This window comes from Bacillus sp. FDAARGOS_1420 (assembly GCF_019344915.1).
Taxonomy (GTDB): Bacteria; Bacillota; Bacilli; order Bacillales; family Bacillaceae_G; genus Bacillus_A; species Bacillus_A mycoides.
The window spans coordinates 2,548,485-2,566,932 of record NZ_JAHWJB010000002.1 but is presented as its reverse complement, the minus strand read 5'-3'; the positions used below and the strand labels follow the sequence as shown (position 1 = coordinate 2,566,932).

The following is an 18,448-nucleotide window of genomic DNA, read 5'->3' as shown; positions in this document are numbered from 1 at the left end:
TGATTGTTTTTACCTATAAAAGCTCGGTTTAAGTTGTTTAATAATGATCACATATGAAAAATCGGTATTACGGTTTCTAAAGCATGCAGGTGAATAAAGAGGTGAAATGAAAGAGTTTTACATTTGTATTTTATCTGTTAAATGGTATATACTGGATGAGGATAGGTTGCATAAAAGTTACAATCTTATCAAACTCGAAAATTTATATAAATATGTATAGACATTTACAAAAGAAAAGAGTAATTTTAATAGAGTAAAAAACAACTTGTAACATTTTCTAAATATATTGTAAAATGATTGTAACAAAAGATACATAAAAATGAAATAATACATAAGAAATAATGTTGGGGAAAAGGAGAGAGTATATTGTTCCGAAAAATAAAGGGTATATTAGTAGGGGTGCTATGCGTAGCTGTAGTAAGTGGTTGTGGAACAAAAGTAAGTGATGTGGCATTAGTAAGTGATTTTGGAGGGAACGTTGTAGAGGCTAAGGCTGATGTACAGGATTCAATTAGCTTAGTGGATGGGCGTACTGGTACTGAGGTGAAAAAATTAGATTTATCGAGCTTAGGTTATTTTGAAGATGAAGCGAAATTCAAAGCAGCGGTAACGAAGGTTGCTAGTGAAGTTGGTAAAAGTGTCGATAAAAAGATGGTACCTTCCCGTTTGGCACCTGATGGAACGTGGCAAGAAGGAAAGCCTGCTTATGAGTTAATGGAAAAAGAATTAGTGGCTAAATTATTAAATGTGGGTATGTGGGATTCTTCTTATCAGTTACCAATTGTGGAGAAAAAACCGGTTGCAACACTTAGTGATGCTCAAGGAAGTGGTACTGTAATTGGTAGATATGAAACGAATTTAGGTGGCTCAGCAGGTGGTAGAGTTGAAAATATTCGTTTGTCTGCCGCGAGCATAAATGGGGTTGTTTTAGCGAAGGGAGACCGTTTCTCTTTCAATGCATTAATCGGTGATACAACACCAGATAAAGGGTATCAATTAGGAAAAGAAATTGTGGATGGTAAATTAGTAGATGGTTATGGTGGTGGCGTTTGTCAAACATCATCAACGCTATACAATGCAGCAGATCAAGCTGGTTTGAAAATGGTAGATAGAACTACACATTCTAAAACAGTAGGTTATGTCCCGCAGGGAAGAGATGCTACAATTGCTTATCCATATTTAGACTTAGTATTTGAAAATACGAATGATGCTCCTGTTAAGCTTTATATGGGCATTCAAGGCGGAAAGTTAGTTGCTGAAGTACATAAGATGAAATAAATATGTAGTTAAAGGATAATAAAGTAAAATATTTATAGTTTCTATAATTGAAGCCATCTCTTCTGAATTTCAGAGGAGATGGCTTTTGTGTACAGTTTATTAAGAATAGTAAATTGATGTATTACTAGTATGTTCGAAAAAGGGTTGAGTTTAATTCTTAGTTTTCCTATTGACATTGTTTTAAAATGGCTGTATTCTTCATAATAACAACTTAATAAATGGAAAAATTTATTAGTTTTCTTATCAAGAGAGATGGAGGGACTGGCCCGATGAAATCTCAGCAACAGGCTACAAAAGTACTGTGCTAATTCCAGCAAACGTATGAGGCGTTTGGAAGATGGGGGGAAATGGATTAACATTCAACTCTTCTTATATGTGTAAGAAGAGTTTTTTTGTTTAGAGAGGGGGGAGAAAATGAAATTTGATGTAACGTATTTTTTAGAAAGTTTTCCGCAATTATTTAAGTATGTATACATAACTTTAGGGATTACTGTTGTTTCCATGATTATTTCTTTCTTTATAGGGATTGGCTTGGCAATCATAACAAAAAACAAAACGAAATTTTTATATCCAATTGCAAGGGTGTATATCTCTTTCTTTAGAGGAACACCGTTATTGGTTCAATTGTTTGTGTTGTATTTCGGATTGCCACAAATATCTCCGGCTTTTACAGTACTTACAGCTATGCAAGCAACTTTAATTGGTCTCAGTTTAAATAATGCTGCTTATTTGTCAGAGATCATTCGAGGTTCATTGAATGCTGTGGAATCAGGGCAAATGGATGCTTGTTTATCAGTTGGAATGACAAAAGCGCAAGCGATGCGACAAATTATCTTTCCGCAGGCTATTCGTGTAGCAGTGCCGTCACTTGGAAATAATTTTGTTGGATTGTTAAAAGAATCTTCGTTATCTTTTGCACTTGGAGTGGCTGAAATATTGGCACAAGCGAAAATGCTGGCGGCACAATCGTATCGTTATATGGAAAGCTATTTAGCGGTAGCGATTGTGTATTGGATTATTACAATCGTAATCAGCTGGGGACAGAAAAGGTTGGAGAAGAAACTTGATGCACCGTATTTATAAGAGAAGTGAGGTGATATATGTGATTGAGTTAAAAAAATTGTATAAATCTTACAAACATAATGAAGTGCTGAAAGGAATCTCACTTACTGTCAAAAAAGGGGAAGTGGTAGTAATTATTGGACCTTCTGGTTCAGGGAAATCGACATTACTACGATGTTTAAATTTATTAGAACAACCGGATGATGGCAGTATTAGAATTGAAGATTTAGAGATTCATACGAAGAAACTTTATCAAAAAGAAATCATAAAATTACGTCAAAAAACAGCTATGGTTTTTCAAAACTATAATTTATTTAAAAATAAAACAGCATTGCAAAATATTACAACAGCATTAACGGTTGTACAGAAAAAAAGTGAAGAAGAGGCAAATGGAATAGCGAGAGAAATATTAAAACAAGTAGGCTTAGCTGATAAAGAAGATTTTTATCCGGCAATGTTATCAGGTGGACAACAGCAAAGGGTAGGGATTGCTAGGGCAATGGCTCTAAATCCAGCTGTATTATTGTTTGATGAACCGACTTCAGCACTTGATCCAGAATTAGTTAATGAGGTATTACAAGTTATTAAAGATTTGGCAAGACAACATATAACGATGGTTATTGTTACACATGAAATGAATTTTGCAAAAGAGGTGGCTGATCGCGTTATTTTTATGGCTGATGGAATTGTCGTAGAGCAGGGAACGCCAGAAGAGATTTTTCGAAACCCACAAAATGAACGTACGAAAAAGTTTTTACGGCAATTAAATGCATCTGAAGAAGGAAATCATTTCGTTATTTAGGAGGAAGAGTTATGAGAAAATCGTCATTATTACTAACATTAGCATTAACACTATCAGTTGGAGCTTTGTCTGCATGTGGTTCTAATGCAGCAAGTAAAAAGACAGATGGAAAAGTAGTGAAAGTTGGGACTTCTGCAGGTCGTAGCCCATTTATATTTAAAGAAGGTGAGAAAGTAAAAGGTTTTGATGCTGAAATTATTGAAGCGGCTGCTAAGAAAGCTGGATATAAAGTAGAATGGAATGTTTCTGATTTTGAAGGATTATTCGGTTTATTAGATTCAGGCCGTATTGATACGATTGCAAATGAATTATCCGTTTCTCCGGAAAGAAAAAAGAAATATGACTTTTCGATCCCGTATGTGTATTCAGGTTCTGTTTTTGCGGTGAAGAAAAATAATAATACAATTAAATCGCTAGAGGATCTAAAAGGAAAGACTGTAGGTGTTGGACTTGGTACAGCAGGAGAGCAAGAGTTAAAAGCTTTAAATAAAAATAATGCTTTTACGATTAAAACGTACTCAGAGGACCCAACGGCGGAATTGAACGAAGTAGGCTTTGGACGCGTCGATGCTTATTATAATGATAAAGTTCAAGTGGAAACAACAATAACAAAGGCGAAACTAGATAATATCAAAGTTGGATTTGGCCCACTTGAATGGGGAGAGATTGCATTTCCATTTGCAAAAAAGAGTGAAAAGTTAGAAGATATAAATAAGGCGTTAAAAGAATTAGAGCAAGATGGAACATTAAGTGACATATCGAAAAAATGGCTAAAAGTTGATGCTACAAAAAAACAAAATTAAGGTGTATTCGTTGAATGGGCCTATTGCCTATCAACTTACATAAAAAACTAAAGGGAACTGGAGAGGAAGTTATTCATGGTACAAATTCATCCGAAAACACGTATTGGTCATGTTGCATTTAAAGTAAAAGATCTAGAGCGTCAAATTGCCTTCTATGAAAATGTAGTAGGATTAGAAGTAATTAAACAAGAGGAGAACAAAGCACACTTAGCTGGAAAGGGTGGTAAGAATACGTTACTTGTTCTTGAGCAGTTGGAAGATGCAGCGCTACAAGAACCGAGTACGACGGGTATATATCACGTTGCCTTTTTAGTTCCGACTCGTGAAGCTTTTGCTTCGGCACTATTTGGTGTTATTCGCAATAAAAAGGTAATTGATAGTCCGGCTGAGCAAGAAGGGCGTTATACATATTCAAATGAAATTTTACCAATTTCAAGGTTTAATAGCGCAAGTGATCATACGTATAGTGAGGCATTTTATTTACAAGACTTAGAGGGTAATGGTATCGAAATATATGCAGACCGTCCGCGTGATCAGTGGGGAGAAGGGCCAGGAGGAAGTACGCCACTTGATTTAAAAGAACTAGCAGTGCTCGTTGATTATGAGTTTGATGGCTTACCAGCCGAAACGGTGGTTGGACACGTACATTTACGAATAGCTGATGTGGAGAAGTCACATGAGTTTTATGTAGATACAGTAGGTTTTGAAGTACAACAGCGTGAAGATGATTGCTTATTCATTTCGGCAGGAGGCTATCATCACCATATTGGTGCAAATACGTGGAACGGGGTAAATAATCCACATCCATCAGCACATGCAACGGGACTAAAAGTGTATACGATAGTACTACCGCATAAAGAAGCGTTAGATGAAGTGAAAGAAAGATTAATAGAAAAACAACATGAAATAAATGAAACTACAAATGGATTTACTGTAGTAGATCCAAGTGGTATTACAGTGCAGTTTGAAATAGAAGCAGTATAAAGTGAAACTTTAATTAGTGGGGGTTTTGTTCATCCCCCACTGATTATTAGCCTTCACCAATCGGGTGTTTATGAGCAGTTAATCTCCCACCACTATGAGAGGTAAGTGAAGGAAACCGATACAGCTTGTGCGTATGCAGTGCATTTTGGTCTGGGTCACAGTCTTTTAACGTGGTCGAACTATAGGAGGAGTAAGCATGTTCCCGATGGATCCATTTCCATACTTCCATTATCTAGGGAAATCCCCCAGTATCCAAGACTAAATTTTACCCATACATCATTTTTTTGATGTAGCTCTTGAAGATAAAAACTATTTAATTTTCAAGGAACAGTTATTAACTTAAAACTTATTATACGAGGAGGGTGTATCATGAAAAAAATATGCTTTGTATTAATTGTCGACGCTGGTATAAATTATGGTTCAATATTTTCTCTACCATTTTTAAGGAATCAGGATGATTTGAAGGAATATTTTTCTAAGTATTATGATGTTTCAATTAATTATATTAGGGATAAAAACTCAGTTGACTATTTGGTAGTTCCCAAACCGTGTCCACCTTTTGATAATGAAAATAATCTTCCAATAATTGAAGTACCAGCAATCTTATTTATGGAAAAGGATTTTGAAAAAATAAAGACTTATATAGACAATTATTTTTCTAATAACTCATAAAGAAAATAAAAGTACAGTAAAAAGAAGTCCGATAAAAAACGAGTGGCGTAGAATATTTCTATTAATCATTCGTTTTTTATTATATTTACATATATTTTTTAAAAGAGGATTATAGACGTTCTGAAAAAAATTAATTATAACAAGAACAGTGTTCGTGCTACTATCTACGGTTATTTTTTGTACTAAGTACCCCTTTAACTAACAAGACAACAAAAAATAATTAACATATTAAAGTGAATAATGTTACAAACAATGTAAGGGCTTTCTCTTTGAGTTTTAGCTCTGAATAATAAAGATAGTTAAATCACTAAATGGAGGAGAAAGTAATGACTAATTTATTGCGTAAACTAGCAGATGAAGAAATGGAAACGTCGCTATCTAATGGAGGAGCAGGTCAATTTTGTTCCTTGTATAGTAAATTGTTACCTATCTCTATTGCAGGTTGTATGGCAGGTAACAGTAGCAGTTGTAGCGAAATGCAGCATTACACAGAATATCTTCATAAATACTGTTAATAATAATTATTTTTTCAAAGTAAGATAATACAATAATATGGAGGAGCAGGTAAAGGTGCTACCATTTATCGCTTTGTGAGTGATCAATTCTCTAGCTTTTATACAAAAGTGATTAATACGAATGCTAGGGATGCCGTTCATGTCATTGATGGTTTACTACATCACGAAACAGATTTACATATTGAAGAGCATTATACTGATACAGCTGGATATACAGATCAAGTATTCGGTCTTACTCATTTGCTAGGGTATCGCTTTGCCCCAAGATTAAGAGATATTTTGGACTCGAAACTCTACACATTTGAAAAGCCTGAACAATATCCTGATATGGAGAAATTGTTACGCGGAAGGATTCATAAAAAAGTCATTCAAGAGAATTACGATGATGTGTTAAGGTTAGCACATTCCGTTCGGGAAGGAACAGCGTCTGCGTCTCTTATTATGGGGAAGATTGGTTCTTATTCTAGGCAGAATAGTCTTGCAAAAGCGATAAGAGAAATGGGACGAGTTGAAAAAACTTTATTTATTTTAGACTATATTTCTAGTGAAACGTTACGCCGGCGCATTCAAAAGGGATTAAATAAAGGAGAAGCAATGAATGCCTTAGCAAGAGCTATTTTCTTTGGAAAACATGGTGAACTTCGAGAGCGTGCACTGCAAGACCAATTACAGCGTGCCAGTGCATTAAATCTTATTATAAATGCAATTAGCATTTGGAATACCGTATATTTATCCCGAGCGATTGAGCATATGATGGAAGTAGGAAAACATCAGGAGTCTTTACTTGCCCATATTTCACCTTTAGGTTGGGAGCATATAAATTTCTTAGGTCAATATAAATTCGATATTAACAGTTCCCATTCTATTCGATCATTACGCCCCCTTAGAACATAAATGAAGCCCTTGATTTTCTGCTTAGCGTAGACAAATCAAGGGTTTTTCTTTCAAAATCTTTCTTAGCGTATAATTTCCGCGTTTTGTCGGCAGGACCCCTTAAAGGGCACTATTGTTGAATAAACCTTAGATTTTTAAACGACTTTATTGTTATATTTTCGAGTACAGTGAAGTATCTTATATCGAAAATTAAACAACTATATTTTAACCCCGTCCTAAATTTAGAACGGGGTTATGCTTGTTTTAGTCTTTAAAATTTAATAGCTTTATTGTCTTTTTACAGTTAATTGAAGAAGAAAGGACATAACATATTAGTTATATAAAATATGTTATGTCCTTTAATTTATCAACTTTTTTTCAATTTAGGTCTTGATAAGGGATTCACTTTCTGGCTTGTTTTTGATTATTTAGAGCTCAATCCAATACCTTCTCACAACATTCCCATCTTCTTCAGTGTAATCTTCATCCCGGAGACCGCCGTTATGTAAAATCGTTTTCTCAGAAGCCGTATTCACTTCGTCACAAACGACAAGTGCTTTCGTGATGTTTAATTCTTTCGTTTTTTCTAATGATAACTCTAGTAACTTTGTAGCATAACCTTTTCTTCTTTCAGAAGGGCGAATACCATAACCGATATGGCCTCCAGCATTAAATAAATGCTCCGTCAAACTATGACGAATATTAACAACTCCTACAATTTTATTTTCATTTGTAACAAGCCAATAAGTAGAATCTGGTACCCAAGTTTCAGGAATATTTATTCCGTTATGTGCGTCGTGTAATTCTTGAATCATTGCCGTGAAATTAGAAGGATTTTTTGAAATAACGAATGGAATCATCGCTTCACCGCTATCTTTCCATTCGTTATAAAAATCTAAGTATTCTTCTTGTAAATCGGTAGTAGGTGTAAGTAAAGAGATGTTCATTGTTAGTAAGCTCCTTTTATTTATGTTTTTTTCCACAAAAATTATGATATAAAATGAAAGCGTTTTCTGACTTTCTCAACCTCATTTCACGCAACTCATATGCCATTTTTAACTGAAAATAAGTTAGACGTTGAACTTTAAAGGTTTTTTGTATGAGAAGTAGGATGTTTTATTTATGTTAATATTTAAAATATTAACATAAAATCACTGGGATATTAAATGTATTTTAATAAAATGCTTTTATATCGATGGGTAGATGCATGTGATAATTTTTGTTTTATCTCTCTATAATGAATAAAAGGGGGAAGTGCTTGTGAGCTTACATATTGATTTTATTATACGAATCGGTGTTGCTGGTTTGTTAGGGGCGATAATCGGTATTGAAAGGGAAATTCGCTCAAAAGAAGCTGGATTAAAAACACATTTCCTAGTAGCCGTAGGGAGTGCTTTAATAATGGTCGTTTCGAAATATGCTTTTTCGGATATTGTGATTGAAGAACATATGGCTCTTGATCCGAGCCGGATTGCAGCGCAAGTTGTTAGTGGAGTTGGATTTTTAGGTGCAGGTACAATCATTATTCAAAAGCAGGCAGTGAAAGGATTAACGACAGCGGCTGGTTTATGGGCTACAGCAGGAATAGGGTTAGCAATTGGAGCAGGTATGTATGTTGTAGGGATTGGAGCGATGATTCTCGTTTTGATTGGTTTAGAGATTGTAAGTCGTATTTTTAAGGTGCAATTTTTATTTCCGCAAAATATAACAGTGCAAATGTGTATAAATAAACACGAAGCGGTACAACAAATAGTAGAGACGCTACGAGTGAAAGGTATTCCAATACTTTCATATGAAGTGGAAGCTTTACAGCAAGATACAGAAATAGTTTATAAGGTAGGAATGCAATTGAAAAATATATCGTCAGAAGAAAAGAATGCATTTATTCAGCATATGCAAACATTGCCGGAAATTACGTTTATAAAGTTAAAATCATAGTGTTGAAATAGAGGATAGATGTAGCAGGAATTTCGCTATTATCTATCCTTTTTTGACATAAATCACATGTGAAGTCAAGTGTTAATTTCAATTTGAATGGATACATGTGTGAACGTTCCCTTCTTTTTTCTCAATACAGAATAAATAGTCAGAATAGTAAAATAATGGAGCGGGACACTAAAAAATGTAAGGTAGGGGAGAGCATGAAAGGCTATTCAAAAAAAGTTTTAGTAGGGGTAAGTTTTGCTAGTTTAATGTTAGGGAGTTTTCAAGGAAGCATATTGGCGGAAGATACTAAGGGAGAGCAAGTTTCATATCGAAATGTGCTAAAAATGGAGCCGATTGGTGTACAACTGCCCATGGAAGAATTAGCTCATTCATCGAAAGTATTAGAAAGCAAGTCTTTTGAGAAAAGGCTACAATTTGCTGATTTATCGCAAAGACCACCGGAAGTAAAAAAGGAAAGTAAGCAATTAGCTGTAGCGAAAACTTATACAATTGCTGAATTAAATCAATTAAGCAATCAACAATTAGTAGATTTACTTGTAACAATCGATTGGGAGCAAATTACGGGGCTATTTCAGTTTAATAAGGACAGTCTTGCATTCTATCAAAATGATAGTAGGATGCAGGCAATTATTGATAAATTGAAGCAGCAAGGACAAGCTTATACGAAGGATGATTCAAAAGGGGTTGAGACATTAGTAGAGGTATTGCGCTCTGGATTTTATTTAGGTTTTTATAATGCAGAATTAAGTAAACTTAATGAGCGGAGCTATCATGACAAGTGCTTGCCGGCGTTAAAAACGATTGCGAACAATCCAAATTTCAAGCTCGGTACATTGGAACAAAATAAAGTTGTATCATCATACGGAAAATTAATAGGAAATGCTTCGAGTGATGTGGAAACGGTAACATCGGCTGCAAAGATTTTTAAGCAATATAATGATAATTTTTCTACATTGGTAGATAATCTTTCAGCTGGAAATGCGATTTACGATATTATGCAAGGTGTCGATTATGATATTCAATCGTATTTGTACGATACGAGAAAAGTACCGAAAGATACAGTATGGTACCAAAAAATAGATAGTTATATTAATGAGTTAAGTAGATTTGCGTTAATGGGAACGATTACAGAGAAAAACGGATGGCTTATTAATAATGGCATTTATTATACAGGTAGACTCGGCACATTCCATAGTACAGGGACGAAAGGATTACAAGTTGTAACAGACGCGATGAAAATTTATCCTTATTTAGGTGAGCAATATTTCGTAGCAGCTGAGCAAATTACGACGAATTATGGCGGGAAAGATGCAAACGGTAACGTTGTTAATTTAGATCAAATACGAGAAGATGGGAAGAAAAAGTATTTGCCGAAAACGTATACGTTTGATGATGGTGCAATTGTTTTAAAAGCCGGAGATAAAGTGACTGAGGAGAAAGTTAAACGTTTATATTGGGCAGCAAAAGAAGTGAAGGCACAATTCCATCGTACGGTTGAAAGTGACCAACCGTTAGAAAAAGGAAATCCAGATGATGTATTAACGATGGTTATTTATAATAGCCCAGCTGAATACCAATTTAACCGTCAATTGTACGGATATGAAACGAATAACGGCGGTCTTTATATAGAAGGAACAGGTACGTTCTTTACTTATGAACGTACGCCACAAGAAAGTATTTATAGTTTAGAAGAATTGTTCCGACATGAGTTCACTCATTATTTACAAGGTAGATATGAAGTGCCAGGACTTTGGGGGCAAGGTAAGATGTATGAGAATGAGAGATTATCTTGGTTTGAAGAAGGGAATGCTGAGTTTTTTGCAGGTGCAACGAGAACGGACAATGTCGTTCCAAGAAAGAGTATTATAGGAGGACTATCTTCGAATCCAGCAGAACGTTATACGGCAGAGCGAACGTTAAATGCAAAGTATGGAACGTGGGATTTCTATAATTATTCCTTTGCTTTACAATTGTATATGTACAATAAGAGATACGATATGTTTGATAAAGTTCATGATCTTATTAGGAAAAATGATGTAACAGCATATGATGCATACCGCTCTGCTTTAAGTAAAGATGCGAATTTAAATAAAGAGTATCAAGACTATATGCAAATGTTAGTAGACAATCGTGAGAAATATAATGTTCCGTTAGTGTCAGATGATTATTTAGCAACTCATGCACCGAAACCAGTTTCAGATATTGCCGCAGAAATTACAGCGGAAGCAAAATTAAGTAATGTATCAGTAAAGAAAAATAAATCACAATTCTTTAATACATTTACACTGCAAGGAACATATACAGGAACTTCTGCAAAAGGAGAATATGAAGACTGGAAAACAATTACGCAAAACGTTAATGATACGTTAAAACGTTTAAGTGCAAAAGAATGGACAGGCTATAAAACAGTAACAGCTTACTTCGTGAATTACCGTGTAAATGCATCAGGGCAATTTGAATATGATGTTGTGTTCCACGGTATTAATACAGAAGAAGGTGCTGTGAATAAAGCGCCGGTCGCGGTTATAAATGGTCCGTATAGCGGACATACGAATGAAGCAATCTCGTTTAAAAGCGATGGATCAAAAGATGAAGATGGGAAAATTGCTTCTTATAACTGGGAGTTCGGTGATGGTGCGGTAAGTAATGAGCAAAATCCAACTCACGTATATACAAAAGAAGGAACGTATACGGCGAAATTAACAGTAACAGACGATAAAGGATTAACTAATACTGCTACAACAAGTGTAACGGTTCAAAAGAAAGAAGATAACAGTGTAGAAAAAGAGCCAAATAATTCATTCCAAACGGCAAATAAACTGCAGTTAAATCAAGTTTTACGTGCTAGTTTAGGAAACGGTGATACGAGTGATTACTTTGAAATAAATATAGAAACTGCGAAAAATCTTCAAATTAATGTAACGAAGGAAAATAATATCGGAGTAAACTGGGTTCTTTATTCAGAAGCAGATTTAAATAATTATGTTACGTATGCACAGCAACAAGGAAATAAATTAGTAGGTAGTTACTATACGTATCCAGGGAAGTACTATTTACATGTATACCAGTATGGTGGTGGAACAGGGAATTATACGGTAGAAGTGAAGTGAAAAAAAGGGTCGCCATTCATGGCGATCCTTTTTTGTTATGCGTTATACCCGAATAATTTTAGATCTTCTCCTGAGTCTGAAATTATTTTTTCGAATCGCAATCCTACTTTTTCTAACAGCGTACCTGAAGCAGCATTATCTATAGAAGTAATTGCTACAATTCGTTTCATTCTTAGCTTCTGTACACCGTATTCTATTACAGCAGAAGCTGATTCATAGCCGTATCCTTTCGAACGGAATTTTTCTAAAAAGGCAAAGCCGATATCAACATCTTCTAATGAATCTCTTTTAATAAGGCCGCACATACCAATTGGTGTGAGATTTTCTTTTTGTTCAACTAAGTAAAGACCAAAGCCCATTTTATTATACATATCGACGGGTCCATTTAAGATGTATTTTTTTGCATCTTCTAAGTTTTTAATACCTTTATCACCAATAAATTGAATCCATGCAGGATCATTTACTAATTCAAGAATAAACGGAGCATCTTTTACATCGAGCCAGCGAAGAGTGAGTCTTTCAGTTTCAAGAACTATCAATCTATTGCACCACCTTTAATAGTTATAACAATTAGTATGGATTGCGAAATACAAAAGTGCAACATATTTTAATAGAGCCCTGCTTGTTCACATAAAGTTCGTTTGTTTTGTATAAAAGGATATTTTATAATTAGAATTGATTGTAAAGAGTGAGATACTTATACAATGACTCCTAGGTAACTAGGAGTTTTTACTATATAACTATCATTATTACTAAATATGACGCACTACACATTCTACTTAAGGAGGTACATAATGAAGAAATTATATAATGCATCGTTTACTTATTTGATTATCGGTTTATTGTCAGGAATATTTGCTAGGGAGTATGGAAAATATAAAGGGATTTTAGGATCTACTTTATTAAATCTTTTGCATACGCATACGTTAGTACTTGGCTTTTTCTTCTTTTTAATTGCTTTAGGATTAGCGAAAGTATTCGCGTTTCATGAAGTGAAAGGATTTAATAACTGGTTTATTTTACATAATATCGCATTAACTTTAATGTTAGGTTCGCTAGCAGCGAGAGGACTTCTTCAACTAAATGGAGCGGACTTTAAAGGGTTAACTTATATTGTAGGGTTCTCTCATTCTATGATGGCATTTACTTTAGTTTGGTTTATGATTCTGTTGAAAAAATCATCTAAAATATAGTTTTAAAAAAGAACTTGTAGAAAAAGTGAATATAGGGTAAATAGTATAATAAAACAAATCCAGACCTTATACTTAGAGTTTTTGAGTTTGATTATATATAATCAAACTTTTTATTTGTATGGGGTAGCACCACATACCCATCAAGCTAAAATTTTATAGTACCCCCCAGACCGAAATTTTGTGCTACCTTATAGGGGTAGCACAAACAAAACGCGAATTTCGTACGCTAAGGATATCCAATATAAAAAATCCCAATCTCTCAGTGATATACATAAGAAATTGGGATTTAATTATTTAACAATTGCACTCAACTGTTAAATAATATCTATTTTTTTCATACGCTTTACAAACCTATAACCTGTTATCTCGTAACCAAGGAATTTATATAGTTCGTGTGCCTTTATCCTCTGTTCACTTTTTCCACTTAGAAGATAAATAAAATTAGAACCCCTTTTCAAAGACCATTCTTCCACATATTTAATTAATGCTTTCGCAATACCTTGACCACGATATTCTTTCTTTGTAACTAGCGATGTTATTTGAATCTTTTCATCATTGTTTGTGTACGTTGTATGAATTGTTATTCCTATCATCCCTACTAAGTTATTATCATTTATTGCAACAAAGGTGTAGTAATTTGTATTGGATTCGATACGTTGCATTCTTACTTTCATTTCATCTAATGAACTGGGATAACCTAAATCTGGCATTAAATCTGTAAATTGTTTGATGTCATCAGAATTATATTTTCTTATCTCCACTAAGGAACCCCCCACATTTTTTCTCCAATTATATCATCTTTAATATTACAATATTTGTCTTAACGTACAGAATACGCGTTATGTTGGTGCTACCCCATGCCCATCAACTTAAGAATTTAGAACTCCCCCAAAAAATTATGAGTTTTTTGTTACAAGTTATCACAAAATTTTCGTTTTTTGGGTAGTTTTATTTTCTTAGCTTGATTGCGATGAGCGGTACCCCATAAAGGCCCCTGATACATAATTGATGTTCTGCCATTTGTAGAAAACAATCCACTTATACCATTTTAACAAGAAGAAATATCTCGTCCATGTTGTAATATTGGCTTACGTTAAGCTTGTGAAAAAAACATATTCATGTATAATACAATTGATGTATGATACATTAGTTGTAGGAGGGTGACCTATTTGAAAAGAGAAGATGCCTTAAAACTAAGAACAGATATTAAGAAAATGATTATAATAACTGGGGTTTTTGAATCTCAAAATTTGCCCAATGGACCATTTGAAAAACCTTTACCAACTTCTCAAATGATGGCGTTAGAGGAACTAGAGGTGGAAAAATTAACTGTTTGGCAACTATCCAATAAACTTAGATTAGAGACTTCAACTGTAAGTAGATTGGTAGATAAGTTAGTAAAAAAGGGGCTTATTTATCGTGAAGTAAATGAAAAAAATAGAAGAGAACTTTTTCTGCACCTCACAGAAAAAGGTCACATAACTGTTAATTGCTTAAGAGAGCAATCCATTACATTTTATCAAAGTATTCTCAATAATTTATCAGAATCAGAACAAAAAATAGTTGTGGATGGTTTTGAATTATTTATTGATTCTATTTCTAAGCCTTTTGATTAGAGTGAGGTAAATCATAACATTTGGAGGGTAAAATGAGTTTGGATTTTGAACGTCCTATTATTGAATTAAAAGAGAAATTTGATGAATTAAAGAAAATTATGAAAGAAAATAATGTAGATTTATCGCCAGAAATTCATGTATTAGAAAAACGTTTAAATAAAATGCAAGATAAAATTTATTCTAATATTACACCTTTTCAACGAGTTCAAATTGCAAGGCTACGTAACCGGCCCACGACATTGGACTATATACCTTTATTGTTTACAAACTTTCTCGAACTTCATGGTGATCGATTATATGGTGATGATAAAGCAATGATAGGTGGTATTGCAAAATTTAAAGGGATGCCCGTTACGGTTATTGGTCATCAAAGAGGTAGAAATACAAAGGAAAATATAGAAAGAAATTTTGGAATGGCACATCCAGAAGGTTATAGAAAAGCGCTAAGACTTATGAAACAAGCTGATAAATTTAATCGCCCTATTATTACATTTATTGATACAATAGGCGCCTATCCAGGGAAAGGGTCTGAAGAACGTGGAATTTCTGAAGCGATAGCTCGAAATCTATTTGAAATGGCTACACTTAAAGTGCCAATTGTTTGTATTGTAATTGGAGAGGCATCAAGTGGTGGAGCTCTTGGCATTAGTGTCGGTAACCATATCCATATGTTAGAGTATTCATGGTACTCGGTAATTTCGCCAGAAGGAGCAGCATCTATCCTATGGAAGGACGCTAAGTATGCTCCAGAAGCTGCTGAACATATGAAAATTTCAGCAAAAGATTTAAAACATTTAGGAATTATTGATGAAATCATTCCTGAAATTAAAGGTGGAGCACAAAATGATATAAAATCACAGGCAAAAGTGATTGAATCTGTAATCGAATCATCTCTAAAAAAATTGATACTATTATCCTCGGAAGAGCTTATACAACAGCGGTATGAAAAGTATAGACAAATAGAGAATTATAAATGAAAATATTTAAAGTCCGTATTACATTTCGGAGGATTCTCGCAAAAAAATTCTAAATATTTTGTAAGTAACCTCTTAAACTGGGATATGCTGATACTATTACTCTACAAAAGATGTGTGATCGGTATGGAAAAGGAAAATTTGTTCAAATGGAAGCATTATCACATACCCATCAACTTAAGAAATTGATTGTTCCCCAAAACGAAAAAATGAGCTGAATTCTCATAAATAACTGTAAAAAGGTGAAAATTTCGGTATGGGGGTATCTCAAAAGCTTAGGTTGATGGCAATGTGGCGTGACCCCTGTATTTTTTTTATTTTTCATTAAGAATTTTTTGTATGGCAGTTATATATCCTGCCTTATATACCTGAATGCCGTTTTCTTTTACTCTGCCATATTTATCGGTAGTCCATCCCTGATGGTTCATAAATTCGTTTGATATGGCATTTCTCAGCGCATCTATTTCGGTATCTGTCAGATTATAAGAAGGCTCGACTATAACGACATCCTTATTTTTACTTATATCGTTTATAGGACGCAAATCAATCGTAAAGGTTGTTTGTTCCTTAAGCAGAGAGTTTTCTCTTTTGAGCTTTTTATTCTCTGCCATAAGCATACCAACCAATGCTTTGGTTGTTGGTTCGGAGATACTTGCTAAGATATCATCGTTTACGGTTGTTCTCTTTTCTTTTTTAGGCTTTTTAGTGGTAGTTTTATAGTATTCAGCCCACTTGCTTATCAAAACCCTGTAATCCTCGGCATTTTTGTTTCTAAGTGCTTGTTCACTTGGACCGCCATCATCTGCTATCAGTCTGGCTATGGTGCCAATGGAAAAATCTTTTATGTCAGACTCGGACTGTTTTTTTACAGGCATTATTTATGAGTTCTAATGTTTTCTTTTTCCTTGTAGAAGCGTTCTCGTAAAACTTTAAGAACAGTTCATCTGGATGCATTTCCATCATATATCCTCCTATACCTACATTTTGATTATTATATTACATATAATACCGTAGATATTTAAATGTAACTACAATAAAAAAGGCACTACATCATTAAAATGTAATACCTTTTTAGTAGTTTGATTATAAATATTTTACCCTAGATAAGGAATACTGCAAGTTCTTTTTTGTATATAAAATTATAGGAATCTTACTATTCAGATTATTTTGTATAAAAATGGTATAATTAATGTGGCGTAAATAATATAAAAGGAGAGTACGTAATGGAAATAACAATTGAACGTTTAGTAAATGAATTAAAGGATGTACTTCCTGAAGAGCAAGTAGTGGTTAATAAGACAGTAAGAGAGTTACATAGTAAAGATGAATCTTACCATTATAGTAGTTTACCTGATGTAGTTGTTTTTCCAAAAACGATGGAAGAGGTTAGAGCAATAATGAAAGTAGCGAGTGAGCATAAAAAACCTGTCATTCCATTTGGAGTAGGTTCTAGTTTAGAAGGTCATATAATTCCTTATGAAAAGGGGATTACAGTTGATTTTTCATTAATGAACAAAATACTTGAAATAAGAGAGAAAGATTTTCTTGTGAAAGTACAACCAGGAGTGACTCGTTCTCAGCTCAATAAAGAATTGAAAAAGTACGGTTTGTTTTTTAGTGTAGATCCAGGTGCAGATGCAACGTTAGGGGGCATGGTTGCTACGAATGCGAGCGGAACGACAGCGGTTAAGTATGGCGTAATGCGTGATCAAGTTCGTGATTTAGAAGTGGTGCTTGCTGATGGGCAAGTGATACATACTGGCAATTTAGCGGCGAAGTCATCATCAGGTTATCATTTAAATGGTATTTTCGTAGGATCAGAGGGTACGCTTGGATGCTTTACAGAGCTAACATTAAAAGTATACGGCATACCAGAACATGTTATGGCTGTGAGAGCATCGTTTCCAACTATAAATGATGCAGTAGAAGCTGTTATTAATATACTGCAAGCTGGCATTCCAATTGCGAGAATAGAACTTGTTGATGAATTATCTATGAAACAAGTAAATCATTATAATGAGACAAATTACAGAGAAGAACCAACACTGTTTTTAGAGTTTCACGGAAATGAAGCAGGGCTAACGCAAGATATCGAGTTTACGAAGGAAATTGTTTTTGATCATAAATGTAAAGAAGTCGCTTTTGAAACTGAAACTGCGGCAAGAAATAAATTATGGGATGCAAGACATAACTTAGCTTATTCTTACGTTCATAGTTATCCTGGTAAAAAGCTAATGAGCACAGATGTATGTGTGCCAATTTCAGAGTTAGCTGGCGCGATTCAAAATGCGAAAGAGACGTTAGATAAGGTGGGCCTTGTTGGTGGTATTCTTGGCCATGTAGGAGACGGGAATTTTCACGTGCTCTTAATGATTGATCCAAATGATAAAGATGAAGTGAAAAAAGCGGACGAAATAAATGAAAGTATTGTACTGTATGCTCTTAAGCGTGGCGGAACTTGTACAGGAGAGCATGGCGTTGGAATAGGAAAGCAGAAGTATCAAGAAGAAGAACATGGTGCGGCATTATTGGTAATGGAGAAAATAAAGAAAGCTCTTGATCCGCAAAATATTTTAAATCCGAATAAAATTTTCAAGCTAACAGATAAGGAATGATGAA

17 protein-coding genes, 1 pseudogene and 1 riboswitch are annotated in these 18,448 nt (G+C 34.3%); of the genes and pseudogenes, 14 read left to right on the top strand and 4 right to left on the bottom strand.

What is annotated here, in order from left to right:
- The first annotated feature begins 366 nt into the window (after positions 1–366).
- From I6L50_RS23385 to I6L50_RS23350, 8 genes and pseudogenes are all read left to right on the top strand, one after another.
- Positions 367–1,278, top strand: coding sequence for a VanW family protein (locus tag I6L50_RS23385; RefSeq protein ID WP_002137655.1), 912 nt, complete (start codon positions 367–369; stop codon positions 1,276–1,278).
- Between the two features lie 237 nt (positions 1,279–1,515).
- A riboswitch (SAM riboswitch) is annotated at positions 1,516–1,622 on the top strand.
- Between the two features lie 70 nt (positions 1,623–1,692).
- Positions 1,693–2,361: an amino acid ABC transporter permease gene (locus I6L50_RS23380; RefSeq protein ID WP_002137653.1), complete on the top strand. Its 669-nt coding sequence runs from the start codon at positions 1,693–1,695 to the stop codon at positions 2,359–2,361.
- A gap of 19 nt (positions 2,362–2,380) precedes the next feature.
- Entirely contained in the window at positions 2,381–3,142 is a 762-nt protein-coding gene (locus I6L50_RS23375; protein WP_033716462.1) for an amino acid ABC transporter ATP-binding protein, read from the top strand.
- 11 nt (positions 3,143–3,153) lie between these two features.
- Positions 3,154–3,945, top strand: coding sequence for an amino acid ABC transporter substrate-binding protein (locus I6L50_RS23370; RefSeq protein ID WP_219303268.1), 792 nt, complete (start codon positions 3,154–3,156; stop codon positions 3,943–3,945).
- Positions 3,946–4,020: 75 nt separating this feature from the next.
- Positions 4,021–4,929, top strand: a complete 909-nt coding sequence (locus I6L50_RS23365) for a VOC family protein (protein ID WP_219303267.1) — start codon at positions 4,021–4,023, stop codon at positions 4,927–4,929.
- A gap of 369 nt (positions 4,930–5,298) precedes the next feature.
- Positions 5,299–5,601: a hypothetical protein gene (locus tag I6L50_RS23360; RefSeq protein ID WP_000717614.1), complete on the top strand. Its 303-nt coding sequence runs from the start codon at positions 5,299–5,301 to the stop codon at positions 5,599–5,601.
- A 326-nt stretch (positions 5,602–5,927) separates the two neighbouring features.
- Positions 5,928–6,116, top strand: a complete 189-nt coding sequence (locus I6L50_RS23355) for a hypothetical protein (protein ID WP_000183240.1) — start codon at positions 5,928–5,930, stop codon at positions 6,114–6,116.
- 42 nt (positions 6,117–6,158) lie between these two features.
- Positions 6,159–7,010 (top strand): annotated as a pseudogene (locus tag I6L50_RS23350) (transposase); the annotation flags it as partial.
- A 407-nt stretch (positions 7,011–7,417) separates the two neighbouring features.
- Here the strand turns inward: I6L50_RS23350 and I6L50_RS23345 are convergent.
- The gene (locus I6L50_RS23345) at positions 7,418–7,936 is read right to left on the bottom strand and encodes a GNAT family N-acetyltransferase (protein ID WP_219303266.1); all 519 of its coding nucleotides are present in this window, start codon (positions 7,934–7,936) and stop codon (positions 7,418–7,420) included.
- Positions 7,937–8,249: 313 nt separating this feature from the next.
- Here I6L50_RS23345 and I6L50_RS23340 point away from each other — a divergent pair, with 313 nt between their 5' ends.
- Both I6L50_RS23340 and colA read left to right on the top strand, forming a co-directional pair.
- The gene (locus I6L50_RS23340; protein ID WP_219303265.1) at positions 8,250–8,927 is read left to right on the top strand and encodes an MgtC/SapB family protein; all 678 of its coding nucleotides are present in this window, start codon (positions 8,250–8,252) and stop codon (positions 8,925–8,927) included.
- Between the two features lie 203 nt (positions 8,928–9,130).
- Positions 9,131–12,046, top strand: coding sequence for a collagenase ColA (gene colA / locus I6L50_RS23335; RefSeq protein WP_219303264.1), 2,916 nt, complete (start codon positions 9,131–9,133; stop codon positions 12,044–12,046).
- A 35-nt stretch (positions 12,047–12,081) separates the two neighbouring features.
- On the opposite strand, the gene I6L50_RS23330 is transcribed toward colA, so the two are convergent.
- Positions 12,082–12,585 carry a GNAT family N-acetyltransferase gene (locus I6L50_RS23330; protein WP_002142650.1) on the bottom strand — a complete coding sequence of 168 codons (504 nt, stop codon included), beginning with the start codon at positions 12,583–12,585 and terminating at the stop codon, positions 12,082–12,084.
- 255 nt (positions 12,586–12,840) lie between these two features.
- Between I6L50_RS23330 and I6L50_RS23325 the strand changes: the two genes are divergently transcribed.
- The gene (locus tag I6L50_RS23325) at positions 12,841–13,239 is read left to right on the top strand and encodes a DUF2871 family protein (RefSeq protein WP_002033617.1); all 399 of its coding nucleotides are present in this window, start codon (positions 12,841–12,843) and stop codon (positions 13,237–13,239) included.
- Positions 13,240–13,553: 314 nt separating this feature from the next.
- Here I6L50_RS23325 and I6L50_RS23320 read toward each other — a convergent pair whose 3' ends face one another.
- Positions 13,554–14,000, bottom strand: coding sequence for a GNAT family N-acetyltransferase (locus I6L50_RS23320; RefSeq protein ID WP_219303263.1), 447 nt, complete (start codon positions 13,998–14,000; stop codon positions 13,554–13,556).
- 408 nt (positions 14,001–14,408) lie between these two features.
- Between I6L50_RS23320 and I6L50_RS23315 the strand changes: the two genes are divergently transcribed.
- Positions 14,409–14,855 (top strand): MarR family winged helix-turn-helix transcriptional regulator, encoded by a 447-nt coding sequence (locus tag I6L50_RS23315; RefSeq protein WP_000817662.1) that lies wholly within the window; start codon positions 14,409–14,411, stop codon positions 14,853–14,855.
- Between the two features lie 32 nt (positions 14,856–14,887).
- The gene (locus I6L50_RS23310; RefSeq protein WP_000050726.1) at positions 14,888–15,832 is read left to right on the top strand and encodes an acetyl-CoA carboxylase carboxyltransferase subunit alpha; all 945 of its coding nucleotides are present in this window, start codon (positions 14,888–14,890) and stop codon (positions 15,830–15,832) included.
- A gap of 311 nt (positions 15,833–16,143) precedes the next feature.
- On the opposite strand, the gene gmtX is transcribed toward I6L50_RS23310, so the two are convergent.
- Positions 16,144–16,704 carry a gamma-mobile-trio protein GmtX gene (gene gmtX / locus I6L50_RS23305; protein ID WP_257475411.1) on the bottom strand — a complete coding sequence of 187 codons (561 nt, stop codon included), beginning with the start codon at positions 16,702–16,704 and terminating at the stop codon, positions 16,144–16,146.
- Between the two features lie 348 nt (positions 16,705–17,052).
- Here gmtX and I6L50_RS23300 point away from each other — a divergent pair, with 348 nt between their 5' ends.
- Positions 17,053–18,444 (top strand): FAD-binding oxidoreductase, encoded by a 1,392-nt coding sequence (locus tag I6L50_RS23300; RefSeq protein WP_219303262.1) that lies wholly within the window; start codon positions 17,053–17,055, stop codon positions 18,442–18,444.
- The last annotated feature ends 4 nt before the right edge of the window (positions 18,445–18,448 follow it).